Annotated in this window: 14 protein-coding genes; all 14 read left to right on the top strand. The window is 66.4% G+C overall.

Annotated features, from left to right (window positions below):
- The first annotated feature begins 1 nt into the window (after window position 1).
- From BLL36_RS22635 to BLL36_RS22570, 14 genes are read left to right on the top strand one after another with little or no spacing between them, the layout of a single operon-like run.
- Window positions 2-6,421 carry a non-ribosomal peptide synthetase gene (locus tag BLL36_RS22635; protein WP_076953715.1) on the top strand — a complete coding sequence of 2,140 codons (6,420 nt, stop codon included), beginning with the start codon at window positions 2-4 and terminating at the stop codon, window positions 6,419-6,421.
- Between the two features lie 38 nt (window positions 6,422-6,459).
- Window positions 6,460-11,916 carry a non-ribosomal peptide synthetase gene (locus BLL36_RS22630; RefSeq protein WP_076953713.1) on the top strand — a complete coding sequence of 1,819 codons (5,457 nt, stop codon included), beginning with the start codon at window positions 6,460-6,462 and terminating at the stop codon, window positions 11,914-11,916.
- Complete coding sequence (locus tag BLL36_RS22625) at window positions 11,913-13,646, top strand: ABC transporter ATP-binding protein (RefSeq protein WP_076953711.1); 1,734 nt, start codon at window positions 11,913-11,915, stop codon at window positions 13,644-13,646. The genes BLL36_RS22630 and BLL36_RS22625 overlap by 4 nt, the downstream gene beginning before the upstream one ends.
- Entirely contained in the window at window positions 13,643-15,388 is a 1,746-nt protein-coding gene (locus BLL36_RS22620; RefSeq protein ID WP_076953709.1) for an ABC transporter ATP-binding protein, read from the top strand. The genes BLL36_RS22625 and BLL36_RS22620 overlap by 4 nt, the downstream gene beginning before the upstream one ends.
- Window positions 15,382-16,485: a saccharopine dehydrogenase NADP-binding domain-containing protein gene (locus tag BLL36_RS22615; protein WP_083735312.1), complete on the top strand. Its 1,104-nt coding sequence runs from the start codon at window positions 15,382-15,384 to the stop codon at window positions 16,483-16,485. The genes BLL36_RS22620 and BLL36_RS22615 overlap by 7 nt, the downstream gene beginning before the upstream one ends.
- Window positions 16,482-17,516 carry a class I SAM-dependent methyltransferase gene (locus BLL36_RS22610; RefSeq protein WP_076953707.1) on the top strand — a complete coding sequence of 345 codons (1,035 nt, stop codon included), beginning with the start codon at window positions 16,482-16,484 and terminating at the stop codon, window positions 17,514-17,516. Before BLL36_RS22615 ends, BLL36_RS22610 begins: the two co-directional genes overlap by 4 nt.
- Window positions 17,513-19,183, top strand: coding sequence for a class I SAM-dependent methyltransferase (locus BLL36_RS22605; protein WP_076953705.1), 1,671 nt, complete (start codon window positions 17,513-17,515; stop codon window positions 19,181-19,183). Before BLL36_RS22610 ends, BLL36_RS22605 begins: the two co-directional genes overlap by 4 nt.
- Window positions 19,180-20,358, top strand: coding sequence for a cytochrome P450 (locus BLL36_RS22600; protein WP_076953696.1), 1,179 nt, complete (start codon window positions 19,180-19,182; stop codon window positions 20,356-20,358). Before BLL36_RS22605 ends, BLL36_RS22600 begins: the two co-directional genes overlap by 4 nt.
- Window positions 20,355-21,500, top strand: coding sequence for a Gfo/Idh/MocA family oxidoreductase (locus BLL36_RS22595; protein WP_076953791.1), 1,146 nt, complete (start codon window positions 20,355-20,357; stop codon window positions 21,498-21,500). Before BLL36_RS22600 ends, BLL36_RS22595 begins: the two co-directional genes overlap by 4 nt.
- Window positions 21,497-22,216 (top strand): VOC family protein, encoded by a 720-nt coding sequence (locus tag BLL36_RS22590; RefSeq protein WP_076953693.1) that lies wholly within the window; start codon window positions 21,497-21,499, stop codon window positions 22,214-22,216. The genes BLL36_RS22595 and BLL36_RS22590 overlap by 4 nt, the downstream gene beginning before the upstream one ends.
- Window positions 22,209-23,807: a (2,3-dihydroxybenzoyl)adenylate synthase gene (locus BLL36_RS22585; RefSeq protein WP_076953691.1), complete on the top strand. Its 1,599-nt coding sequence runs from the start codon at window positions 22,209-22,211 to the stop codon at window positions 23,805-23,807. The genes BLL36_RS22590 and BLL36_RS22585 overlap by 8 nt, the downstream gene beginning before the upstream one ends.
- On the top strand, window positions 23,804-24,562 hold the full coding sequence (locus tag BLL36_RS22580; RefSeq protein WP_076953689.1) for a thioesterase II family protein: 759 nt from the start codon (window positions 23,804-23,806) through the stop codon (window positions 24,560-24,562). Before BLL36_RS22585 ends, BLL36_RS22580 begins: the two co-directional genes overlap by 4 nt.
- Entirely contained in the window at window positions 24,559-24,867 is a 309-nt protein-coding gene (locus tag BLL36_RS22575; RefSeq protein WP_076953687.1) for an isochorismate lyase, read from the top strand. Before BLL36_RS22580 ends, BLL36_RS22575 begins: the two co-directional genes overlap by 4 nt.
- Window positions 24,864-26,249 (top strand): isochorismate synthase, encoded by a 1,386-nt coding sequence (locus BLL36_RS22570; RefSeq protein WP_076953685.1) that lies wholly within the window; start codon window positions 24,864-24,866, stop codon window positions 26,247-26,249. Before BLL36_RS22575 ends, BLL36_RS22570 begins: the two co-directional genes overlap by 4 nt.
- Window positions 26,250-26,320: the final 71 nt, after the last annotated feature.

The raw sequence follows: 26,320 nt of genomic DNA, 5'->3' as shown, positions 1-26,320 counted from the left end.
CATGGCCACTCCCAGCACCTCAACCGCAACACTGCTGCGCCAATCCCTGTCCGACGCACTTGGACTGCCCGCCGACCAGGTGCCCCTGGAGGCCAACCTGATCGAATGGGGCCTGGACTCCGTCACCCTGATCCGTCTTGCCGGCCAATGGCGGCGCCAGGGCCTGGCCGCGCGTTTCGCCGACTTGGTGGCGGACCCACGCCTATGTACCTGGCTAGCCCTGCTTGACACCGCCCCCACGGCCCCCGCACCGGTCAGCACCGCTACCGATGACGGGCTGCCGTTCGAACTGGCGCCGATGCAGCACGCTTACTGGATCGGTCGCGCCCCTGGCCAAGCGCTGGGTGGCGTGGCAGCACACTTCTATAACGAGTTCGATGGCCACGACGTTGACCCGATACGGTTGGAAGCCGCCGTGCGTGCCCTGCTCGCGCGGCACCCGATGTTACGGGCGCAGTTTCTCGATGACGGCCGCCAGCAGGTCCTCGCGCACAGCCCGTGGCCGGGGCTCACGGTGCATGACCTGCGCCAGGCCGGCGCCGAACAGGTGCAACAACGGCTGGCAGCCTTGCGAGCCGAGCTGTCCCATCGCAAGTTGGCCGTGGAACAAGGCCAGGTGCTGGATATCCAGCTGTCGTTGTTGCCCGACGGCACCCGCCTGCACCTGAACCTCGACATGCTCGCCGCCGATGCCTTGAGCCTGCGCACCCTGCTCGGCGACCTGGTGCTGTTGTACCGCCAACATCCCCTGCCCGCGCTGGACTACACCTTTGCCCGCTACCTGGCTGACCTGCGCCAGGACCAGGCCAGCATCGAGCAGCGGGATCGTCACCAACAGGCGCGCGACTACTGGTTGCAGCGCCTCGATCAATTGCCCGGTGCGCCGAGCCTGCCGATCAAGGCCCAGGGCGATGACCGCCAGGTCTGCCGCCGTCACCATTGGCTGCCGCCGTCAGAACGCCAGGCATTCGAACGCCAGGCGCGGGAGCACGGGCTCACGCCGGCCATGGCGTTGGCGGCGGTGTTCAGTGAAGCCCTTGGCGCTCGGTGCGATACACCCGAGTTGCTGCTCAACCTACCGCTATTCAACCGCACGCCGCTGCATGCCGACGTCGATCGCCTGGTCGGGGATTTCACTTCGTCGATCCTGCTGGCCTGGGACGGCCGGGTCGCCGGCACGTTTGCCGCACGCGCCACCACCCTGCAACGCCGCTTCCACAGCGATGTCGCACACAGCGCGTTTTCCGGCCTGGAGGTGTTGCGTGAACTGTCCCGCCAACGCGGTGAACAAGTCCTGGCTCCCGTTGTGTACACCAGCGCACTGGGCCTGGGTGAGCTGTTCGCCGAGGGCGTGCAGGCCAGTTTCGGCCAGCCGGCGTGGATCATTTCCCAGGGCCCGCAGGTGTGGCTCGATGCGCAAGTCACCGAGCTGGACGGCGGCATCCTGATCAACCTCGATGCGCGTGAAGGGCTGTTCGCCGACGGTGTGCTGGATGGCGTGTTCAAGGCCTATACCGACCTGCTGCAACGCCTGTGTTTTGACCCGGACGCCTGGCATCAGGCACCGCCTGCGCTGATCCCCGCCGAGCAACTGGCCCTGCGCCAAACCGTGCAAGGCCAGCCTGCTGCCCTGCCCGTCAAGCGCCTGCACGAGGCATTTTTTGCCCAGGCACGCCTGACGCCCACCTTGCCCGCGCTGCTGCAGGGCAACCCTCCCGTCATCGGCTATGGCGAGCTGGCCGAGCGGGCCCTGCAAGTTGCAGCGTACCTGGAAGACCAAGGCATCCAGCGCGGCGATGTCGTGGCGCTGCAACTGCCCAAGGGCCCCGAGCAAGTCATCGCGTTACTGGGCATCCTCGCCTGCAGCGCCACGTACCTGCCGATCGGCATCGACCAGCCCGACGCGCGTTGCCAGAAAATCTGCGAAAGCTCAGGTGCGCGGTTGCTGCTCAAGGCCCTGCCACCTGCGGGCCCCGCGCTGGACGCGCCCCGGCCCGGTGCGGTCAGCGACCTGGCCTACATCCTCTATACCTCCGGTTCCACTGGCGAACCCAAGGGCGTAGAAATCAGCCACCTGGCCGCCGCCAACACCGTGGAAGACCTGCAACGGCGCCTCCAGCTGACCGCCGATGACCGCATCCTCGCGCTCTCTGCGCTGGAGTTCGACCTGTCGGTGTTCGACCTGTTTGCTGCGCTGTCCAACGGCGCGGCGGTGATTGGCATCGAGCCCGAAGCGCAGCGCGATGCCGAGCGCTGGCGTGAACTGGCCTTGCAGCACCGCGCCAGCGTGCTCAACTGCGTGCCGGCGTTGCTGGACATGTTGCTCGGTTGCGCCCCGGCCGACGCGCGCCTGCCGCTGCGTGCGGTGTTGCTCGGCGGTGACAAAGTCGCCCCGGACCTGGCGCCACGGTTGTGGGCCCAGGCGCCGGGCTGTCGCTTCATGGCCTTGGGCGGCGCCACCGAAGCGGCGATCCACTCGACGCTGTTCGAAGCCCTACCCGGCCAGCCATTGCCTTGGCACTGCCTGCCTTACGGCAAACCGCTGGACAACGTCAGCCTGCGCATCGTCGACCACCAGGGCCATGACTGCCCGGACTGGGTGGCCGGGGAGCTGTGGATCGGCGGCGCCGGGGTGGCCCAGGGTTATCGCGGCGACCGCGTGCGCAGCGCCGAACGTTTTGTCGACTATCAAGGCCTGCGCTGGTACCGCACAGGCGACCGGGCGCGCTACCACCCCGACGGCACTGTGGAGTTCCTCGGGCGTAGCGACTTTCAGCTCAAGCTGCATGGCTACCGCATCGAGGCCGGCGAAGTCGAGCAGGCGCTGCTGGCCTGCCCAGGCGTGGAGCACGCGGTCGTGTTGCTGACCGGCCAGCAATTGGCGGCGGTGGTACGTCTGGCGCACGGCGCCGTGCAGCCTGTGCAGATCGACCTGCCGGGCCTGGCCGAGCGCCTGCCGGCGTATATGATTCCCTCGCTGATCCTCGGCTGCGCGCAGTTGCCCTTGACCGGCAACGGCAAGGTCGACCGCAAGGCCTTGCACGCGTGGCTCGTCCAGCATAGCCCGGTGCAGCAGGCCAACCTGACGGCGCCCTGCGGCGTTATCGAACAACAGGTGGCCCGCGCCTGGCAGCAGTTGCTTGGCTGTGGTGAGGTGTGCCGCGAACACAGCTTCTTTGCCCTGGGTGGCGACTCCCTGAGCGCCACCCGCCTGGTGCGCCTGCTCGCCGAACAAGGGCTGGGCGGTGCACGCATCGCCCAGGTGTTTGCCAAGCCGGTGCTGGCGCAGTTTTGTCTCGACCTGCATCAACAGGCACAGGCCGAACCCGCACACACCGTTGTTGCAGACCTGGCGCAACGCCACGCGCCCTTCCCTATGACTGAGGTGCAGCAGGCCTATTGGCTGGGCCGCGACCCCAGCCTGGTATTAGGGGGCGTGAGTTGCCACTTCTACCGTGAATACGACGTCGAGGACCTTGACCTGCCGCGCCTGCAACACGCCTTGCAGCGCTTGATCGAACGCCACGAAATGCTGCGCGCTGTGTTCGACCAGAATGGCCAGGCGCGCATCCTGCAACAAGTGCCGGCCTTCGTGATCGGCCAGGGCCACGCCAGCCTGGAAGACCTGCGTGAACACTGCGCCCATCGCGTGTTCGCCCCTCACCAATGGCCGCTGTTCGATGTGCAAACAGTGACCCACGGCCGGCACACACGCCTGGCGATCAGCCTGGACAACCTAATCCTCGATGCCCTGAGCATCCTGCGTTTCTACGCCGAACTCGATGCGTTGTACCGCGAGCCCGACATAGCGCTGGCCCCGTTGGATCTGTCGTTTCGCGATTACCAATTGCAGTGCGCCCCGGCACCTGAAGAGCTGCACGCCGCGCAGCGCTTCTGGCAGGAACGCCTGCCCGAATTGCCGCCCCATCCGCAGTTGCCGCTGGCCGCCGATCCCGCCAGCCTGGGCCGACCGCGCTTTGAACGCCTGCAAGGGCAGATCGATGCCAGCGCCTGGCAAGCGATCCTGTCCAAGGCCCAGCAACAGGGGCTCACTGCCTCGGCGGTACTGCTCTGTGCTTTTGCCGAAACCCTCGGCCGCTGGAGTGCACGCCCGGACCTGAGCCTAAACCTCACACTGTTCGATCGCCGCCCCGTGCACCCGCAGATCGACCAGGTAATGGGCGACTTCACATCGCTGACCCTGCTCGGGTATGTGCCCGTGGCGGGTGAGCGTTGGGTTGACCGTGCACGGCGTACGCAACAATCCCTGGGCGAGGCGTTGGAGCATCGCTGCGTGGGTTCGGTCAGCCTGCTGCGCCAGCTGGCCCGGGGCAATGGCGAGCAACAGGTGAGCATGCCGGTGGTGTTCACCAGCGCCCTGGGCGTCCCGGATGGCACGGCGGCGCCGGTGGACGGCCCGTTTGCCCACCAAGTGTTCGGCCTGACACAAACCCCGCAAGTGTGGCTCGACCACCAGGTCGTCGAAGCCAACGGTGGTATTGCCCTTAACTGGGACCGTGTGGTCGGCCTGTTCCCCGAAGGCCTGGTTGAAGCGATGTTCGACGCTTACCTGCAGAGCCTCAACTGGTTGGCCGAGCACGCCTGGGACAGCGCGCCATTCGACCTGCTGCCCCAGGCCCAAGCGCAACGGCGTGCCCCACTCAACGCCCCGGGCGACTGCGTGCCGGGCGACCCGACGCTGCACCAAGGTTTCTTTGAACAGGCGCGCCATGCTCCGCAGCGCCCCGCCTTGTTATGGGGTGAACACGGCACGCTGAAGTACGGCGAACTGGCCGACCGCGCGCTGCGTATCGCCCACAGTCTGATGGACGCAGGTGTCGCACCCGGCGACCTGGTGGCCGTGTCCCTGGCCAAAGGGCCGCAGCAGGTCGCCTGTGTGCTGGGCATTCTGGCGGCCGGCGCCGCCTATCTGCCGGTGGGTGTCGATCAGCCATTGCAGCGCTGCCAGCGCATCCTGCAACAGGCCGGCGTGACCCTGATACTCGCCGAGCACGACCCGCAACTGCCCGGCGTCAAACACCTCAAGCCCTCCACCGCGTTGAAGACCGAACCGCTGGCGGCGCCACGGCCTCTCGTAGCGGGTGAACTGGCCTATGTAATCTACACCTCCGGCTCCACCGGCCAGCCCAAGGGCGTGGAAATCACCCACCGCGCGGCAATGAATACCGTGGCCGAGATCAACCGCTGTTATGGCGTCCAAGCCACCGACCGGGGCCTGGCCCTGTCGGCGCTGGACTTCGACTTGTCGGTGTATGACCTGTTCGGCCTGCTCTCGGTGGGCGCCGCAGTGGTTCTGATCGACGAGGACCAGCGCCGCGATGCCCGCGCCTGGCTCAAGGCATTGCAACAGCACCGCGTGACCCTGTGGAACAGCGTGCCGGCGCTGCTCGACATGCTGCTGGAAGCCAACGCTCAAGACCGCCAGCCCCTGGACCTGAGGGTCGCTCTGCTGTCCGGCGACTGGATAGGCCTTGATCTGCCGCAACGTCTGCAAGAGCAGGCCCACGGTTGCCGCTTTATCGCCCTCGGCGGCGCGACCGAAGCGGCGATCTGGTCGAATCACTTTGAAGTACGCCAGGCAATGCCGGGTTGGCGTTCGATCCCTTACGGCGTGCCGCTGGCCAACCAGGCCTACCGGGTAGTCGATGCCCTGGGCCGTGACTGCCCGGACTGGGTCACGGGGGAACTGTGGATCGGCGGTGCCGGCGTCGCGCGTGGTTATCGCCACGCGCCGCAGCTGAATGCCGAGCGCTTTGTCGAGGGCTGGTACCGCACCGGTGACCTCGGCCGCTACCACCCCGATGGCCTGCTGGAGTTTCTCGGGCGCGCCGACAGCCAGGTGAAGGTCCGTGGACATCGCATCGAACTGGGCGAAATCGAAGCCGCCCTGGCGCGTCACCCCTGTGTGAACAGCGCCGTGGCGCTGGTTGCCGACCACCGACTGATGGCCGCCGTTACGGCCAGCACCTGCGCCGAGGTGCTCGCACAGCATCTGGAGCAGTGCCTGCCGGCCTACATGCGCCCGGAACAGATCCTGGTGCTGGAACGCCTGCCGTTGAGCAGCAATGGCAAGGTCGACCGCCGTGCGCTGCTCGCCCCTTTGAGCGCCGCTGCCCAGCCACGGGACGCGATGGATGAGCAACCACTGAGCGCCCGCGAACAGGTGATCGCCGAGCTCTGGCAGCACTTGCTCAAGGTGCCGAGCGTCTCGCGCCACGACAACTTTTTCCGCCTGGGCGGGGACAGCCTGCTGGCCACGCGCTTTCTCGAAATGCTGCGCAGCCGTCTGGGCGTGGAACTGCCCATGGGCCAGTTGTTCGGTGCCGCCAGTCTGCTGGAAGTGGCGCAGACCCTCGAACGCCTACCCACCCCGCACACCGTTGAAGAAGGCGTTATCTGATGCCCGCGCAACCACCCTTTTTTCCAGGAGCTGTCCCCATGCCCGCCGCCAAACTGCTAAGCGAACTCAAGTCCCTGGGCGTCGAACTCTGGCCCCAGGATGGCCAACTGAAATTCCGCGCGCCCCAGGGCCTGCTCGACACCGAACGCCTGGCGCAACTGCGCGAACACAAGCAACAGATCCTGCACCTGCTGGAGACAAAGGAACGCCCGCTCGTGCAGGCCGATCCGGCGCAGCACCACACGCCCTTCCCCCTCACCGATGTGCAGAATGCCTACCTGCTGGGCCGCCAATCGTCCTTCGGCTACGGCAATGTCGCCTGCCATGGCTACCTGGAACTGAGCTGGCCAACCCTGGACCCGCAGCAGGTGGAACAGGCCTGGAACCGCCTGATCGCCCGCCACGACATGCTGCGAGCGGTGATCGCCAGCGAAGGTTCGCAGCGTGTGCTGCCCGACGTCGACCACTATCCTCTAGCCATCGCCGATTTGCGTGGCGCCACCCGCGAGCAGCACCAGCACGCGGTGCAACAGATTCGCCAGGCCATGGAGCAGAAGCTCTACCCCACCGAGGTCTGGCCGCTGTTCGAACTGCGTATGAGCCGCAGCGACAACGGCGACACGCTGCACTTCTCCATGGACTCCCTGATCGCCGACTGGGCCAGCGCGCAGCTGCTGTTCAATGAGCTGGAGCTGTTGCTGCAGGATCCCCAGGCAACGTTGCCTGCCCTGGACATCACCTTCCGCGACTATCTACTGGCCGAGCGCAGTTTGCTCGAAGGCAGCCGCCACCAACGTGACCGTGACTACTGGCTGGCCCGCATCGACGCATTGCCCGCCGCTCCACAACTGCCGACGCCCCTGAGCGGCGAAGACACCCGCGTGCCCCGTTTCCAACGGCACTCGGCGCAGCTTGAGTCGCAGCCATGGGCAGCCCTGAAAAGCGCTGCCAGCGAACGCGGCCTTACTCCATCCATCGTGGTGCTGGCGGTCTACGTCGCCACGTTACAACGCTGGAGCCAGCAACCCGCCTTCAGCCTCAACCTGACATTGCTCAACCGCCTGCCACTGCACCCGCAGGTGGATCGCCTGGTGGGCGACTTCACCTCGGTCAGCCTGTTGCAGGTCAACGATCCCGAAGGGCTGGACTTCACCGCCCAGGCGCGCCAGTTGGGCAGCCAATTGTTTGCCGACCTGGAGCACCGGTTGTTCTCCGGCATCCAGGTCATGCGCGAAATCGGTCGCCGTCGTGGGCGTGAAGCGGCGGCCATGCCGGTGGTCTTCACCAGCGCCATCGGCCTGGGAATCGAGGCACCGCCGGCCAGTCAACGCCGGGTTGGCCACGGCATCACCCAGACGCCGCAAGTCACCCTCGATTGCCAGGTGATGGATGACGCCAACGGCCTGCACATCCATTGGGACGTGCGCCAAGGCGTATTCCCCGACGGCCTAGTGGACGATATGCAACAGGCCTTTGTTGCCGAACTGCAGTTGCTCGCCCTCGATCCGGCCGCCTGGGAACATCCGGTGCAAGTGCCGCTGCCGGCCTGGCAACAGCGTGAACGCCTAAGGGCGAATGCCACCGCCGCCCCGTTGCCCACCGGTCGCCTGCACGACGGCCTGTTGGTCATGGCTTGGGAACATCCTCACTCCCTGGCGGTGATCGATGCCAGTGGCAGCCTGACCTACGCCGCCCTTGCCGAACGCGCACTGGCCGTGGCCGCCACCCTGCGTGAGGCCGGGTGCGATGCGCAGGAACCGGTGGCGATCCTGATACCCAAGGGCCTCGACCAAGTGGTGGCGGCCTACGGCGTGTTGCTCGCCGGCGCGGCCTATCTGCCCCTGGACAGCAACGCTCCGGCCGCACGCCGCGACCGCGTGTTGCACAGCGCCAAGGTGCGGCATGTGCTGGGCCACTCCCTGGCGCAGCCACATAAGCCGTTGCCCGAGACAGTGCAGTGGCACACCGTGGACCGGCTGCCCTCTGCAGGCTCGGATTTCGAGCTGGTCGAAGGCAGCCCCGATAACCTTGCCTACGTGATCTACACCTCCGGTTCCACCGGCGAACCCAAGGGCGTGATGATCAGCCATCGCGCCGCGCTCAATACCGTGCAAGACATCAACCGACGCTTCGACGTCAACGCCGATGACCGCGTACTGGGCCTGGCGCAGTTGAGTTTCGACCTGTCGGTGTATGACCTGTTCGGGCCCCTCGCCGTGGGCGCAACCTTGGTGCTGCCCGACCCGGCACATGGCGCCGACCCGTCGCACTGGGCCGAACTGGTGCAGCGTCATCAGGTCACGCTGTGGAACTCAGTGCCGGCACAACTGCACATGCTCGCCGACTACCTGCACGCCGAACCCCGCCCACTGGACAGCCTGCGCCTGGCCTTGCTGTCCGGTGACTGGATCCCGCTGAACCTGCCACCGCAACTCCAGGCGTTGCTGCCCAACCTGAAACTGGTGGGCCTGGGCGGCGCCACCGAAGCCTCGATCTGGTCGAACCTACACCCCATCGACGCCATCGACCCGGCGTGGCGCAGCATTCCCTACGGCCTGCCGCTGGCCAACCAGGGCTTTCGGGTACTCGACAGCCATTGGCGTGATGCGCCGACCTGGGTGCCGGGCGACCTGTATATCACCGGTGTCGGCCTGGCCCAGGGCTACCTGGGCGATCCGGCATTGAGCGACGCGCGTTTCTTTGCTCACCCGCTCGACGGCCAGCGCCTGTACCGCACCGGTGACCGTGGCCGCTATTTGCCGGGGGGTGAACTGGAATTCCTGGGTCGTGAAGACGGCCAAGTGAAAATTCGCGGCCATCGGGTGGAACTCGGTGAGATCGAGGCCGCACTGCTCGCCACCCCTGGCGTGGACACTGCGGTGAGCCTGGTCAGTGGCGACCTGTTGGCGTTTGTCACCGCTGCACGCGCCGAACCCGAGCCGCTGCCAGGCGCGCCGTTGCTCACGGCGGTCAAACGTTATGCCGACAGCCAGGTGGGCAGTTTCGATGCGCAACAGGTGCGCGAGTACCAGGCTGACCTGAGTGCCGCCGCATTGAGTTCGATGCTGGAGGTGTTGCTCAAGGCCGGACTTTTCAGCGGCGAACGGGCCGAACCGGACGCTGCCACAATCCTGCACACCTTGCAGGCCGAGCCGCGCCACCATTGGCTGGTTCGCCGCTGGTTGGGGGCGCTGTGCGAGGCTGGTCTGTTGCACTACACCCACTCGCACTACCGCCTCGCGCAACCCGCGCCCAACCCGGCACTGGCGTGGGGTCGGGTGGAACAAGCGGTCGCCTCGGGGCTGTGCAGCCAGGCGCTGCTCGACTACCAGCTCAACCATGTGTGGCAACTGCCGCAACTGCTCAAGGGCGAGGTCAACCCGTTCGACTTGCTGTTCCCCCAAGGCCAACTGGACTTGGCCTTGCAGCTGTACGGCGGGGATGCCGTGTCGCGCTACAACAACCACAGCATCGCGGCGCTGATCAACCGCCTGGCCACCCACCATCAAGGCGACGGCCCGCTGCGCATCCTCGAAATCGGCGCCGGTACTGGCGCCACCAGCGCGCCGGTCATCGGCTTGCTCGATGGGCTGGAAGTCGACTACCTGTTTACCGACATGACCGCGTTTTTCCTGCCAGCGGCCAAGCAACGCTTTGCTGAACAGGCCTGGGTACGCTATGGCGTGTTGGACATCGACCAGGACATCCGCCCTCAGGGTTTGGCCAGCAACAGCGTGGATATCGTGCTGTGTGCGGGCATGCTCAACAGCGTCAAGGACATCGACAATGCCCTCGGCCAGATCACCGAGTTGCTCAGCCCTGGCGGCTGGCTGGTGTTCAGCGAACCGACCGGCGAATGGCCGCCGATCCTAATGACACAGGGCTTCATGATGACACCGGCCAATGGCGACCACGACCAGGGCCACAGTGGCCTGCGCGACGCCGATATCTGGCAGGCGCGGGTCAAGGCCTTCGGTGGCGAATGCCTGCCTGCCCTGCCCCAGGCCGATCATCCGCTGGCCGCCCTCGGCATGCAGGTATTCGCCGCGCGCTTCAAGGCCGGCGTGCAGCGCCTGAGCGTCGATAGCCTGCGCCGCGCCCTGGCCGAGCGCCTGCCGGACTACATGTTGCCAGCGCACCTGCAGGTACTCGACCGCTTGCCGCTGACCGCCAACGGCAAGGTCGACCGCAAGACCTTGGCCGGCTGGCGCCCTGCCGCCGATGCCCAGGCCTCCAGCAGCCAGGAAGCGCCGAGCGATCCACTCACCGCCGAGTTGTGCCGCCTGTGGGCCGACGCCCTGGGGCTGGCGCAGATCGGCGTCGAGGACAGCTTCTATGAAAAAGGCGCCGACTCGCTGATCCTCGCCCGCGTCGCTGGCCAACTGCGTGAGCAACTGCCCCAGGCCCAAAGCCTGAGCTACGACACCTTGCTGCGCCAGATGCTCAACGAGCCGAATGTCGCCGCCCTCGCGCGCCTGCTCAATCAGGGCGAAGCAACGCCGGGCGCGATTGCCGCCAGCGGTGAAGCGCAACGCTCGTCCAGCAGCAACGCGCTGGTGGTGCCATTTGGCGGGGGTGACGTCGGCCCGGTCCGGGTGATGTTCCACGCCGCCCTCGGCACCCTGGATTATTTCCAGCACCTGGGCCACGCCCTCGCCGACCAGCAGGCCGGTCCGGTGATTGGCTTTGCCGTGGCTGACACCGAACAGTACCTGGCGCTGGAGCCCAAAAGCCTGATCGAGCGCGTGGCCGAGGACTACGCCGAGCGCTTGATTGCCGACGGCCATCAACGTTTTCAGCTGATCGGCTACTGCCTCGGCGGGCTGCTGGCCACTGAGGTTGCCCGGCGCTTGCTCGAACGCGGTATGGAAGTGGTCGACCTGAGCCTGATCGACAGCATCCCGATGTTCATCGATACCGACGAGGAGCTGGCCTACGAGGCGATCTTCGTGCCCAACCTGAACCTGGACCCCGTGAAAACCGTGTTCGGCGCGCACATCGAAGACTACGACGTATACCGCGCCATCGACTTGTTGATGGCTCGCGACAACCGCCGGGTGCCGGCCGGGGCCATGGCGGCATTGAGCGGCGATCCGGGGCTGGACGCGCTGGCGCTGGCGGTCCAACAGCAATCGGCGCGCAGCCAGGAGGAGCGCCTGACCGAATACGCACGCCTGGCCTCGGGCCAGGCCGGGGTGCCGATCGGCCCCGAACTGGTACCGACGCTGTTTCGTGTGTGCCGCCACAGCATGCGGGCGGCGCGGTTCGACCCGCCGCCGTTCCTCGGCAACATGACCTACCTGCGCTGCCTGGAGCAGCAATCGTTCGGCATCACCGGCGGCGTCGGGCATTTGGCCGCACCGTTCTGGGAAGACGCCTGCCTGGGCCGTTTCGAGCTGATCGACGTGCCTGGCAACCACTTCAGCGTGATCGAACCGCCCCACGTCCACACCGTTACTGCGCACCTGCTTGAGGCCCTTCGGAAAAACTCATGACCACTGCCTTGGATACCCTGAAACGCCCGGTCAATCGCCTCATCCGTCTTGGTGTGGCGTTCGCCGCCCTCGGCGCATTGGTCAACCTGGTGCCCTTTATCGGCCTCACCGAACTGGGCCGCTTGCTGTTGGCCGACAGCGCCGACAGCAAGACCCTGTGGCTGTGGGCCGCGCTGGTGGTGATCGCCCTGAGTTTGGGGTGGATGGCCAGTGGCGTGGCGCTGTGGTTGACCCATGTGGCTGACCACCGGCTGCAATCAAGTTTGCGCGAAGCCATGGTACGCAAGCTCGGGCGCGTGCCGTTGGGCTGGTACACCGACACCACCTCCGGCGCCGTGCGCAAGGTGGTGCAGGACGACCTCGAAGACCTGCACCACCTGGTCGCCCACCACGCGGTGGAACTCACCGCGGCCATCGTCACGCCGCTGGCGGGCCTGCTGTGGCTGGCGATGCTGAACTGGCGGCTGGCGCTGCTGGCGGTGCTGACACTGCCCATCTACGCGGTGGCCTACACCCTGATGATGCGCGGTTTTGGCGCCAAGATGCAGTTGCTGGACAAGAGCATGACCCGGGTCAGCGCGGCAATTGTCGAGTTCGTGCACGGCATTGCCGTGGTCAAGGCGTTCGGCCAGGTCGGCCAGGCGCACCGTAGCTATCAGCAGGCGGTCAACCAGTTCAGCGAGCAGTATGCCGGCTGGGTCAAGCCTCTGCTGCGCCTGGAAGCCTTTTCCTCGATGGCCTTGAGTGTGCCAGTGATCCTGCTGGTGAGCCTGGGGGTGGGTAGCCTGTTGCTGGCGCACGGTTGGATCACACCGCTGGAGCTGTTCGCCGAAACCCTGGTGGCGGTGGTCATTCCGCAGTCGCTGCTGGTGATCAAGCAGAGCCTCACGGCCCAGCGTACGGCCCTGGCGGCAGCGGATCGCATCGAAGCGCTGCTGGACGTTGAGGAATTGCCTTCGCCCAAGGCCTGCGTCCAACCCCAGGGCAGCGACATCCGCTTTGAACAGGTGCAGTTCGGCTACGACGCCGAGCACCTGATCCTCAAGGGCGTTGACCTGCACTGCCCGGCAGGCAGCGTGACCGCATTGGTCGGCGCGTCCGGTGCCGGCAAGTCGACACTGGCCAAGCTGGTGCCGCGCTTTCATGACGTCAACGCCGGCCGTATCTGCGTGGGCGGCGCCGATGTGCGCGAGATCGACCCGCGCCAGTTGTATCAACACGTGGGCTTCGTGTTGCAGGACGCCCAACTGGTGCACGGCACGGTCGCCGACAACCTGCGCCTGGGCCGCCCGGATGCCAGCGATGCAGAGGTCGAGGCGGCAGCGCGCTCGGCGCAGATCCATGCGCGTATCCAGGCCTTGCCCCGGGGCTATCAATCGGTGATCGGCGAAGATGCGATCTTCTCCGGTGGCGAGGCGCAGCGCGTGTCGATCGCCCGCACGCTGCTGGCCGACACGCCAGTGCTGATCCTCGATGAAGCCACCTCCCACGCCGATCCCGAGTCCGAAGCACTGATCCAGGATGCGCTGTCTGCCTTGGCACGTGGCCGCACGGTGCTGGTGATTGCCCATCGCCTCGCGAGCATCAGCGGGGTCGACCAGATCGTCGTCCTCGACCAGGGCCGCGTGCTGGAAAGCGGCCGCCATGAACACCTTCTGAACGCCAATGGCGCCTATGCCCGACTGTGGCGAGCCGGCACCGAAACCCCTGCCGTGGAGATGTCCCTGTGATTCGCAGCCTTGTGACCTTACTGGGCCCGGCCCATGCCCCGCGCCTCTACCGTTACCTGGCGTGGCTGGTGACCAGCGCCGTGCTGCAAGGCCTGGCCGTGGCGCTGCTGGTGCCGATCCTGCACGCGTTGTTCGCCGGCGACCTGCCCACGGCCACCGCCTGGCTGGCGGGCCTGGCGGCCATGGTGGTGCTGACCTGCATCGCCCACTACCAGCAGGCCATGAAGGGCTTCGCCCTGGCCTTGCTGGTGCTGACGACCTTGCATGATCGCCTCGGCCAGCACCTGGTAAGCCTGCCGTTGGGCTGGTTCAACTCGGAAAAGGTCGGGCGTCTCTCGCGCAGCGCTACCAGCGGTACGTTGATGGTCACCGGTTTGTTTGCCCATTACCTGGGGCCGGTGGTGTCGGGGGTGGTGGTGCCGGCCACCGTGGCGCTGACGCTGTTCGTGTTCGACTGGCGCCTGGGCCTGACGGCTGTGTTGTGTGCGCCGCTGATCTACTTCACCCATCACTGGTCGGCCGCCGCCATCGGCAGCAACGATGCGCGAGTGGAAGCCGCCGCGACACTGGCCGGCAACCGGGTGGTGGAGTTCGCCCGCTATCAGCAAGTGCTGCGCGCGTTTGGCCGCACCCAGGACGGCTACTCGCCGTTACAGGCGGCCAATCAGGCGCAAAAGCTGGCGGGTGGTTCGATGCTGTCGCAGACCTTTCCCAAGCTGCTCGCGGGTGGTTTGACCGTGCAGCTGGCCTTTGCGCTACTGGTCGGCGTGGGCATTGCCCTGGCGGCTCATGGTGAAATCGATGCGATCCAGTTGGTGGCCCTGCTCGCCCTGGCAGCACGATTCGTGGGGCCATTGGCCGAAGCCGCAGCACGCAGCGGCCTGTTGCGCATGGCCGGCAACGACCTGGATCAATTGGTGAGTATCCTGCGTGAGCCGCCGTTGCCCGAACCCGCCGTCAGCCTGCCCCTGTCAGCACCAGGCAGCCTGGCCTTCGAACAAGTGAGCTTCGCCTACCCGAGTGGCCCGACGGTGTTGCGCGACCTGACCTTCAGCGCCCCGGCGCATTCGATGACCGCGATTGTCGGCGCGTCGGGCTCGGGTAAGACCACCGTCACCCGCCTGTTGATGCGTTTTTTCGACACCACAGCGGGTAGCGTCAAGGTCGGCGGCGTGGACGTGCGCGAGCTGTCCAACGCGGCGCTGATGGCACAACTGTCGCTGGTGATGCAGGACGTGTACCTGTTCGACGACAGCCTGGAAGCAAATATCCGCGTGGGCAGCCCGGACGCCAGTGCCCGCGAAGTCGCCGAAGCGGCACGGCTGGCCGGTGTCGATGAAATCGTCGCCCGCCTGCCGCAAGGCTGGAACACGCCGGTGGGCGAAGGTGGCGCATCATTGTCCGGCGGTGAGCGCCAGCGCGTGTCCCTGGCGCGCGCCTTGCTCAAGCGTGCGCCCATCGTGCTGCTGGACGAAGCCACCGCCGCGCTCGACCCGCACAACGAAGCCTTCGTACAGGCCGCGATTCAACGCCTGATGCAACACTCGACCGTGCTGGTGATCGCCCATCGTTTGCCGACCATCATGGCCGCCGACCAGATCCTGGTGGTGGATGAGGGGCGTCTGGTGGAGTCGGGCACCCACGCGCAACTGCTCAGCCTCAACGGTCGTTACGCCGGGTTCTGGCATGACCGTCAGCGCGCCGGTGGCTGGCGCCTGAATGCGCAGGCACAGCCATGCTGATCGGGGTGCTGGGCGCCAGTGGCGACGTCGGCCTGGCCAGCGCACAGGCCTTGTTAAGCCTGGGCCTGCAGGACATGCGCCTGGGCGGGCGTGACGCGCACAACGGCGCGCGCTGCCTGGCGCTGCTCCAGCAACAATGGCCCGATGCACGCCTGCAATGGGCGGCTGTGGACTTTAATGACACGCCAGCCCTGTCCAGGTTCGCCCGCGGCTGCGACCTGCTGCTCAACTGCACCGGCCCCTCGTGGCGCGTGGCGGACCGTGTCGCGCAGGCCGCCTTGAACGCCGATGCGCATTACGTCGACGCTGCGGGCGATATCCAGCTCGACCCGGCTTTATGGCGCGCGCGCAGCGCGGTGCTTGGTGCGGGTCTGCAACCGGGCCTCACCGGCCTGCTGCCACGCTGGCTCGCGCTGCAGGGGTTTACACGGGTGCTGGGGCTGAACAGCTATTTCGGTCTGCGTGATCGCTTCACGGCGATCGCCGCCGACGACTTCCTGCAAGGGGCGGTAGACGGCTCTAGCGAGCCCTTGGCGGCCTGGCACAACGGCCGTTGCAGCCGCGCACTGCGACGCAGGCGCGATGTGCTGCTGCCGTGTTTCCCCGGGCCGGTGAATGTGCTGCCCTACTTGAACCGGGAAGGCGAACGCTTGGCCAGGGACCTGCGCCTGGAAACAGGCCAGTGGTTCAACGTGATGACCGACGGCCATGTACTCAAGGCCCTCGACCAGGCGCACAGCCTGCCGCGTGCCGAAGCGGTGCAACGCTTATGTACGGCCAGCCAGCTGGACCTCAGTGGCCAGCCATCCTTTGTCACGTTGTTGCTGCAACTCGATGGCCTCTGCGACGACCAGGCGTACACCCGCAGCTTGGTCGTCTGCGGCGCGGGCAATGCGCCTCTAACCGGCGCCATGGCGGCAGTCACAGTGGTGAGTGTGCTCGAAGGCGAAATCCGCCCAGGCTGCCATGACGCCGCGGACGCGTTGCCGCCAGCCGCCAGCCTTGAGCGCCTGCAACGCACTCAGGCGATCCGCGCACTGACCCTGCTGGACCACCCACTCGCACACCTGCAATACGCCGAAGAAGGTTGCCTATGAACACCGCCCTCGACGCACTGGAACAACTGAGCCTGGGTGTCATGGCCGACGTGCTCCTGCGTACCCAGGCCTTGCCGATGCAGGTCTGGCGAACCGCCGCACAGCTTAACCAAGCGCTCGGCACCGCACCGCGCCACGCCTGGATCGTGCGGCGCTGGCTCGCGGCGTTGTCGCGTACCGAAGCCGTGCAGGTAGACGGCGAGCGGTTTGCCTGGAATGGCACGCCGCCTCAAGCCGCCATCGGCGATTTGCCAGGGTTGTATGCCGAACTGGGTTTCCCGCCGAGCATGGCGCAACTACATGCCCAGGTCATCGAGCGCCTGCCCGAGCTGCTGCGCGACCGCATCGCCTTGGCGCCGTTGTTGGTGCTCACCGGGGACCCGGTAGCGGTACTCGGTGCGTACCAGCACAACCACTTCACCGCCGCGATCAACCAGGCACTCGCGGCTCGTGCGCGAGGAGCCAGCGCCGCCGACGACGTGTTGCAGGTGCTGGAGCTTGGCGGCGGTGCCGGCTGTACCACGCGTGCCGTGTTGGCAGCTCTGGAGGACCGTGACAAAGCTTATCGCTTCACTGATATCAGTTCACTGTTCACCGGCGCGGCTCAGCGCGCATTCCGCCTGGAGCCCGGTATGCAATTTGGCTTGCTCGACCTCGACCGCGACTTCAGCGAGCAAGGCATAGCGCCGCGTAGCCAGGACCTGATGATCGCCGGCAACGTGCTGCACAACGCCTGCGACCTGCCGCGCAGCCTATCGCGAATCCGCGCTTGCCTGCGCGACGGCGGCACCTTTCTCTTCAGCGAATCCATCGCCGACAACCCGGCGATGCTGACCTTCATGCACCTGTTGCTGTCTCCCCCGGCCGGCGCACCGCTACGGGCCAACGATGAGGTGTTCATGCCACCCGAAGTCTGGCGCCAGGCCTTGCACGTCGCGGGCTTTCAGTTGCTCGACCTGTGGCCCGCGGCGACCGACCCGCTGGCCGCCGCCGGGCAACGTCTGTTCCATGCCACCGGAGTTTCCCGATGAACGTCGACACCCTGCTGATCGACCTGCCCACAGCACCCTGGCAACTGCCTGCGTTTACCGACCTGGGCGTTCATCAGTTGGCGCCCGCCCGGTTGCTGGCCTTGCTTGAGCGCCAACGCCCCGCTGTGGTGATGATGAGCGCCGAACAGCTGGAGCGACTGCTGGATTTTCCCGCACTGGCGTTGAGTGATTTGAGCCACCTGCAACAGTTGCTGTTCGTCAGCAACCGCCCGGGTGACTGGCAGCTCGCGGAGCGTGCGGCGGCTCAACTCGATTGCCGCGTGCAAGGTTTCACGGAGCAATGGCACGACTTGGCCAGCGTCAAGCTGGCGCATCAACGCTGGCGTGAGCGCGCTACGGGCCATCCTCAAGTCAGTGCCGTTGCCCTGCACGGCCAGACGCTGTTCGTGGTGCCGCATCCTTGCCCGAGCAGGCCGGTGGACGATCACCTGGCCGCAACCGAGGCCGCCCTCGACCAAGCATTTGAACCCGCGCAACTGGTGGAGGCGGTGCGACTCAATGATCGACTGGGTCACGCCGCGCTCCTCTCCATGCTCAATGGGCTTGAGCAGTGTGGGTTGCTGCCGGCACCGCTTAATGATGTGGCCCAGCGCCTGGCACTGGCAGGCATTGCCCCTGGTCACCGGCCGTTGATTGCGCGCTGGCTGGATGTGCTGCAGTCCCAAGGCCTGTTGCAACGCGTCGCCGATCGGTTGCAGCCCACCCTCGACGCGAATGCCTGGAGCGATATCGCCCTGGAAGGTATCTGGGCGCAGTTGAGCGTGGAGTGGGCGCGCAACACAGGCGGCAGCGGCACCCTCGACTATGCGCGGGAAAATGCGCGGCAGTTGCCGTTGTTGATGCGCGGTGAGTGTGCGGCGGTGCACCTGTTGTTTCCCGAAGGCCGCACCGAACGCGCGGCAGCGCTTTACCGCGAGAGCCTCGCAGCGCAATACCAGCACCGCGCCGTCGCGCACTGGATCGGCGCCTGGGCCGCACGCCAGCCGGCCGGTGTGCCGCTGCGCGTGCTGGAAGTCGGCGCCGGCACCGGGTCCACCACCCAAGCGGTGTTGCCCGCCTTGGCAAATGCCAGCGTGGACTATCTGTGCACCGACGTGTCGCGCTACTTCAGCGAGCAAGCCGCCGAGCGGCTCAAGGACTGGCCATGGGTGCGTCACGGCGTGTTCGATATCGACCGCCCGGCCCTGGCCCAGGGTTATCCCAGCCAGAGCTGGGACCTGATCGTTGCCGGGGGCGTGCTGAATGCCGCCCGCGACACCGAGCGGTCCCTGGCCAGCCTGCTCGCCTTGCTCAAGCCGGGCGGCTGGCTGGTGTTCAGCGAACCGACCCAGGAGGAATTCTGGGTGATGGCCTCCCAGGCTTTCATGCTCAACCAGGCCAGCGACGGACGCCAGCTCAGCAGCGCCACCTTCCTCGACCTGTCGCAGTGGCAAAGCGCGTTGGCGCGGGCCGGATTCCACGGCAACCGCAGCCTGCCCGCCGCTACAAACCCGCTGGCGCGCCTGGGCCATCGCGTATTCGTGGCCCAGGTCCCGGCCCAACGCCTGAGCCGCGCCGCACTGGCGGCCCATCTGGAAGACCCCGAACTGCAGCTTGAGCTGCTCGACCATTTGCCCGACCTCAGCATCGCCAAGGACTTGCCATGACCCCGCTGGCCTACCCCTTCAACCGCTTCACCGACCTCAAGCTGGCGCAACCCTATCGCCATGCCCAACAGGCACCGGGGCTGTTGCGCATCCAGATGCCCATCGGCGCCCCCGCCTGGCTAGCCACTCGCTATGACGACGTACGCCTGGTGCTCGGCGACCGGCGCTTCAGCCGCAGCGAAGCGTTTCGCCGCCACGATAGCCCGCGTGCCTTCCCACGCATCGCCGGTGGCATCGTGATGATGGATCCGCCGCAACTCACGCGAATCCGCTCGCGCGCCGCCCAGGCTTTCACCCGCCGCCGCGTCGAAGCCCTGCGTCCCCACGCCCGCGACTACGCCCATCAGTTGATCGACCGCATGCTCGCCGCAGGCCCGCCGGCCGATCTGGTCAACGACTACGCCTTGCCGTTGCCCCTGGCGCTGATCTGCGAGCTGCTGGGTGTGCCGGTGCAGGACCGTGACCGTTTCAAGGTGTGGAACGACTCCCTGCTGTCGACCCGCCCTGAAGACGCGGATCAGACCCAACTTCACCTGGGCGAGCTGGCCGCGTACATCAAAGGCCTAGTGGCCGAACGTCGACGCGCGCCACGGGATGACTTCATGACCGCCCTGACCCAGGCCGACGAAAAAGGCGAGTCCCTCAACGAGGAGCAATTGCTGCTGTTGTGCATTGCGATCCTGGTCGCCGGTTATGAAGGCAGTGCCTCGCAGATCCCCAATTTCATCCAGGTGCTGCTGGACAATCCCGCGCAGTGGCAACAGCTCAAGGCCGATCCCGAGCAGATACCGCAGGCGGTCGAAGAGCTGCTGCGCTACATCCCGCTGGCCTCGGCGGCGATGTTTGTGCACTACGCGCTGGAAGACATTCAGGTCGGTGAAACCCTGGTGCGCCAGGGCGACGCGGTGTTCGCCTCGATCGGCGCCGCCAACCATGACCCGGCCCGCTTTGAAAACCCACAGGCGCTGAACCTGCAACGGGATGCCAGCGGCCATTTCGGCTTTGGCCACGGCCTGCATCACTGCATCGGCTCAGCCCTGGCGCGGGTCGAATTGCAGGAGGCGCTGCACGCCCTGGTGGTGCGTCTGCCCAGTCTGCAACGCTGTGGCGACGTGCAATGGAAAACCGCGACGTTCTTTCGCGGCGCCCACTGCCTGCCGGTGACCTGGTCATGAGCCGCCCGACTGCACGCAAACGCGTGATCGTCGCCGGCACTGCGTTTGGCCGTATCTACCTGCAAGCCCTGGCACGCGCCCAGGCCGACTATGAACTGGTGGGCATCCTGTCACGCGGCAATGCCTACTCGCGCGCCTGCGCCGCGCACTATGGCGTACCGTTGTACGAGGCGGTGGAGCAAGTGCCGGATGACGTCGACATCGCCTGCGTGGTGGTGCGCTCCGGCGCCACAGGCGGCGCCGGCAGCGAGCTGGCCCAGCAACTGCTGCGACGCGGCATCCACGTGCTGCAGGAACACCCGGTGCACCACCGCGAAATCGCGGCGTGCATGCAGGCCGCTCGTCAAGGCCAGGCAGCCTACGCGGTGAACACGCTGTACCCGAACATCCTCGCGATCCGGCGTTTTCTCGCCGTGGCCGAGTACCTGCGCGAACAGCAAGGGCTGGCGTACATAGACGCGGCCTGCAACAGCCAGGTGGCTTACCCGCTGCTGGACATTCTCGGGCGCCTGGCCGGTGGCCTGCGGCCCTGGGTGTTCGCGGTGCCAGCCGCCGGGGTCGGGGCGCAACCCTTCATGCAGCTCAACGCGAGTTTCAACGGTGTGCCGATCAGCCTGCGCATCCAGAACCAGGTGCACCCCCAGGACCCGGACAACCATTCCTTCCTGTTGCATCGCCTCGAAGTGGGCTGCGAAGCCGGCGTGCTGAGCCTGGGCGACACCCATGGCCCGGTGCTGTGGAACCCGCGCCTGCATGCCCCACGGGACAACACCGACCGCCTGATCATGGCCGGCCCCGGCAGCGAACGCCTGGCCGGGCCGACGATGGTGGTGCTCGACCCGCAAATCCCTGCGAGCTACCACCAAGTGTTCAACCAGCTCTGGCCCGACGCGGTCAGCCTTGCGCTGGCTGAACTGTGTCGCGACATCGACGACCCCACACGCCGCCTGCGCAGCGGCGTGTGGGCCACCGAGGTGTCCATGGCCTGGCGCGAAATGAACAGCCTGATTGGCATGCCCGAATTGATCGAGCCCACGGTGCCGCATGCGCTGTCACTGGCTGAACTCCACGCCCGCGCCGACGCCGTGCAACCCCCGTGCGGTGACGACACCGCCCAACTGCTGGGAGCCCTGCCGTTTTGAACACTGCCCAATCCTCTTCCGCCTGCAGCCATGTGCTGCTGTGGGTGCGCGACTTGCATCAGGCCGTGGCGAATTTTCGCGCCGCCGGCTTCGAGGTCACTTACGCCACCGCCGAAGCCAGCGCACAACACGCGCACATCTGGTTCAGCCAGGGGCCGATCATCGAACTGTTGACCACGCCGCGCCATGCCTGGCTGTTCAAGTGGCCCATTGACTGCCTGGCCGGCCTGGGTGCCGGACGGCGCATGTTGCGCTGGGCCGCCCAGGGCGAAGGCTTCTGCGATCTGGCCCTGCTCTGCGAAGACCCGGCCCTGGCGCCTCGCCTCAAGGGCCTGGCGGCTTGCGGGGTCAGCATGGGACGTACGGTGAATTGGCGGCGCACCTGCGCCGATGGCAGTCAGACGCGCTTTCGTTTCGTGTACCCGCGCCATGATCGCTTGCCCTTCCTGGTCACGCCCTACTCACCGTCCCAGCACCCGGCGCACAGGGTCCACCCCAATGGCGCTACCGGGTTGGCCGCGGTTCATTTGGGCGTACACCCCGACGACAGAACCGCCCTCGACCTGCTGGCTGGCGATGATCCGCTGCTGCGCCTGCAACCGGCCACGCACACCGGCGTACAGGCGGTGCAAGTCACCGGCCTTACGCACCCGCTGAATCTGCACGGTGCCCAGTTGCTGGGCTGCCCGACTGCCCAAGGAGATTGCCATGCTTGATGGATGCACAGACTGGCCCGACGACTTTATTCGCCGCTACCGCGAGCAAGGCTACTGGCGCGGCGTGCCCTTGGGCGAACTGCTGCGCGGGCAGGCCCGGCGCACGCCAAACAAGGAGGCGCTGGTAGACGGCTCGCGGCGCTGGAGCTACGCCGAGCTCGACCATCAGGCCGACCGCCTGGCCGCCGGCCTTGCCGAGCGCGGGCTGGTGGCTGGCCAGCGGGTGCTCGTGCAGTTGCCGAATATCGCCGAGTTCTTCAGCCTGACCTTCGCCCTGCTGCGTGTGGGCGTGATCCCGGTGTTTGCGCTGCCGGCCCATCGCGAACATGAACTGGCGCACCTGGCGCACCTCAGCCAGGCAGTCGCCTATGTGATTGTCGATCAGCATCTGGGCTTCGACTATCGCCCGTTGGCGCGCACGCTGCGCGAGCAAGTGCCGAGCCTGCAACAGGTGTGGGTGGTCGGTGCCGCCGAGGAATTCGTGCCGCTGGCGCAGTGCGTAGCCAGACCGCGCGAATGGCCTGCGCCGGATTCACGGGAGGTGGCGGTGCTGCTGTTGTCCGGCGGCACCACCGGCCTGCCCAAACTGATCCCGCGCACCCATGACGACTACGCGTGCAATGCGCGCCTGGCCGCCCAGGCGTGTGGGTTCGATGCCAATACCCGATACCTCGCCGCACTGCCGGTGGCGCACAACTTCCCCCTCGCCTCTCCTGGTGCTTTGGGCGTGTTCAGTGTCGGCGCTACCCTGGTGCTGGCGCCGGAACCGAGCCCGGACACCGCCTTTGAGCTGATCGAGCGCGAACGCATCACCCACACGGCCCTGATCCCACCGCTGGTGTTGCTGTGGCTGGAAGTCGCGCAATGGTCCGATAACGACCTGAGCAGCCTGCAATGGCTGCAGGTTGGCGGCGCCCGGCTCAAGGCCGAGATCGCCGCACGCATCCGCCCGGTCCTAGGCTGCGGCCTGCAACAGGTGTACGGCATGGCCGAGGGTTTGCTGTGCTTCACGCCACTGGATGATCCGCAGGCGCGGGTGTTCGACACCCAGGGGCTGCCGCTGACCGCCGACGACGAGATCCGCATCGTCGACACTGACGACCTGCCGGTCACCCCCGGCACCGTCGGTGAGTTGCTGGTGCGCGGGCCCTACACCATTCGCGGCTATTACAACGCCGCCGAGCAGAACCAGCGCGCCTTTACCGCTGACGGTTTTTTCCGCAGCGGCGACTTGGTGCGACGCCTGCCCGAGGGGCATCTGATCGTCGAGGGACGCAGCAAGGACGTGATCAATCGCGGTGGCGAGAAAATCCCCGTGGAAGAGATCGAAAACCTGCTGCTCGGGCATCCGCTGATTCGCGATGTGGCGCTGGTGGCCCTGGCCGACGAGTTGCTCGGGGAGCGCAGTTGCGCCTGCGTGCTGGCCCACGGCGAGCGGGTCGACCTGGCCTCGATCAACGCCTGGTTGCGGGAACGCGGGCTGGCCGCCTACAAATTGCCGGATCGCTTGCAGGTGCTGCGCGAGTTCCCGCTGACACGCCTCGGCAAGGTTAACCGCAAGGCCCTGGCGGACCAGGTGCTGGCGCTATGAGCGGCGTTGCATCGCCCTGGCTGCGCGTGCTGCGAGAAAGCGAACAGGCGCGGGCGCGTCTGGTGTGCCTGGCCCATGCCGGGGGCAGCGCGAGTTTCTTTCGCCCGTGGCTGGCACACCTGCCGGGAGATATCGACCTGTTGGCCGTGCAGTATCCGGGGCGTGAAGAGCGTTTCAACGAAGCCCATATCCCGTGCCTGGACAGCCTCGCCGGGCACATTACCGAAGCGCTGCAAACGCTGCCCGCCCGGCCCTTGCTGCTGTTCGGCCACAGCATGGGCGCGGCGCTCGCTTACGCCGTGGGGGTGCGCCTGCAAGCGGCGGGCTCTGGCGCCGCCCATGTGTTTGTCTCGGGCCACGCGCCTCCACATCGACAACCGCCCAGTGACCTGCACCGCCAGGACGACGATGCGCTGGTCGCCGACATCCTGCGCCAGGACGCCGATGCCGCTGGCCTGTGGGCCAACCCGCAACTGCGTGCGTTGTTCTTGCCGACCCTGCGCAGCGACTACCAGGCCATCGAAACCTGGCGGCCTGCGCGCCTCGCACCACTGGCGGCACCACTCGACGTACTGCTGGCCCGAGATGACACGCAAGTCAGCCTCGAACAGGCCCGCGCCTGGGCCGACCTTAGCGACCACACCCCGGATATCCGGCTGTTCGACGGCGACCACTTTTACCTCAGGCATCAGCCGCGACCGGTGATCCGCCACCTGTTGCGTCGCACCGCCTACCATCAGGGAGACTCGGTATGAAAACCCCGGAACACTGCACTGGCCTTTCGGACATTCGTCATGCCATCGACAGCCTCGACCAGCAAATCATCGACGCCCTCGGCCTGCGCATGCAGTACGTCAAGGCCGCCTCCGCGTTCAAGCCTGACCAGGCCAGCATCGCCGCCCCGGAGCGCGTCGCGACGATGTTGCCGCAGCGCCGGCAATGGGCGCAGGCCGCCGGGTTGGACGGTGAATTTATCGAAGGGCTGTTCAACCAGATTATCCACTGGTACATCGCCGAGCAGACCGCCTTCTGGCTACAGAAAAAGAGCAAGGTCGTATGAACGCGGCCGCATTGCTCAAGGTGTTCCAGACCGCGCACCAGCGTGCGGTGGCGTATCAACGGCCAGTCATCGCGGTTTCTTCGCACGCCGCACCGACGCTAGAGGCCGTGGCCCTTTACGAAGCCCACCGGCAGGGTTTTTTCTGGTGCGCGCACTCGCCGGACCTGACGCTGTTCGGTCTTGGCTGCGCCTGGCAGATCGAGGCCAGCGGCGCCCAGCGCATGCTAGACGTAAACCGCCAATGGTTCGCACTGTGCGCCGACGCGGTGATCGATGGGCCCAAGGCGCCTTTGCTGCTGGGCGGCATGCGCTTCGATGAACAGCGGCCATGCGCGCCACATTGGGCCGCCTTCGCTGACGCCAGTTTTCATCTGGCCCATTGGCTGCTCAGCGAAGACGCCGACGGCCGCTGGCTGCGCTGCCAGCGGGTAGTCGAACCTGGCAGCGACCCGGCGGCATTGATCCGCGACAGCCTCGCGGCCTACGCACAACTGCTCAACCCTCCCGCCTTGGCCGCCACCTCATCCAAAGTACTCGAATGCACCGCGCTGCCTTCACCGCAGTGGCAAGCCAAGGTGGACCAGGCGTTGCAGGCCATCGCCGCTGGCGAGCTGAGCAAGGTGGTGCTGGCGCGGCATGTCGACTATCAACTGGACGCGCCCCTCGACAGCGGTGCGGTGATGCGTCGGCTACACGCCCGTCGCAACGCTGCCCACTTGTTCGCCCTGCATCGTGGCGGGCACTGCTTCATGGGCGCCACCCCCGAGCGGCTGCTCAGTTGCCATGACGCCCGCCTGACCACCCACGCCCTGGCGGGCACTGCGCGACGCGGCATCAATGCCGACCAGGATCACGCCATAGGCGAACGCTTGCTCGCCGACCCCAAGGAGCAGCACGAACACCAGTTAGTGGTGCAGACCATCACCCAGGCCCTGACCGGCAAGGTCAGCGAACTGCAGGCCGCGCCGCGCCCCGGCTTGCTGAAACTGGCCACGGTGCAGCACTTGAGCACGCCCATCGCTGCGCGGCTCAACACCGGCAAACACCTGCTGGACGGCGTGCAGGCGCTGCATCCCACGCCGGCGGTCGGTGGTTTGCCAAGAACCACAGCCATGAACTTCATCCGTCGCCACGAAGGCTTTGACCGAGGTTGGTATGCGGGGCCCGTGGGCTGGCTGGACTCAAAAGGTAATGGAGATTTCGTGGTAGCCCTGCGTTCTGCGCTAATCACGCATCAACACTGTCATTTGTTCGCAGGGTGCGGGATCGTTCATGGTTCATGGCCTGCCGATGAGTATGAAGAGACTCAGATCAAACTTGCCAGCATGGAGGAAGCATTACTGCTGTTTCCATGCCGATCAATATCTAGCAGCGAAGTGTAGCTACAACTGGATAACGTTCCACTTGAAAACTATGAAAATCTTCTTAGAGCACGTGTCGAACTTAAGTGAAT

It is taken from the genome of Pseudomonas cedrina subsp. cedrina, assembly GCF_001983175.1.
In the GTDB taxonomy this organism is placed as follows: domain Bacteria; phylum Pseudomonadota; class Gammaproteobacteria; order Pseudomonadales; family Pseudomonadaceae; genus Aquipseudomonas; species Aquipseudomonas cedrina.
Note: the sequence above shows the minus strand (reverse complement) of the source record. Positions and strands in the feature narration are given on the sequence as shown.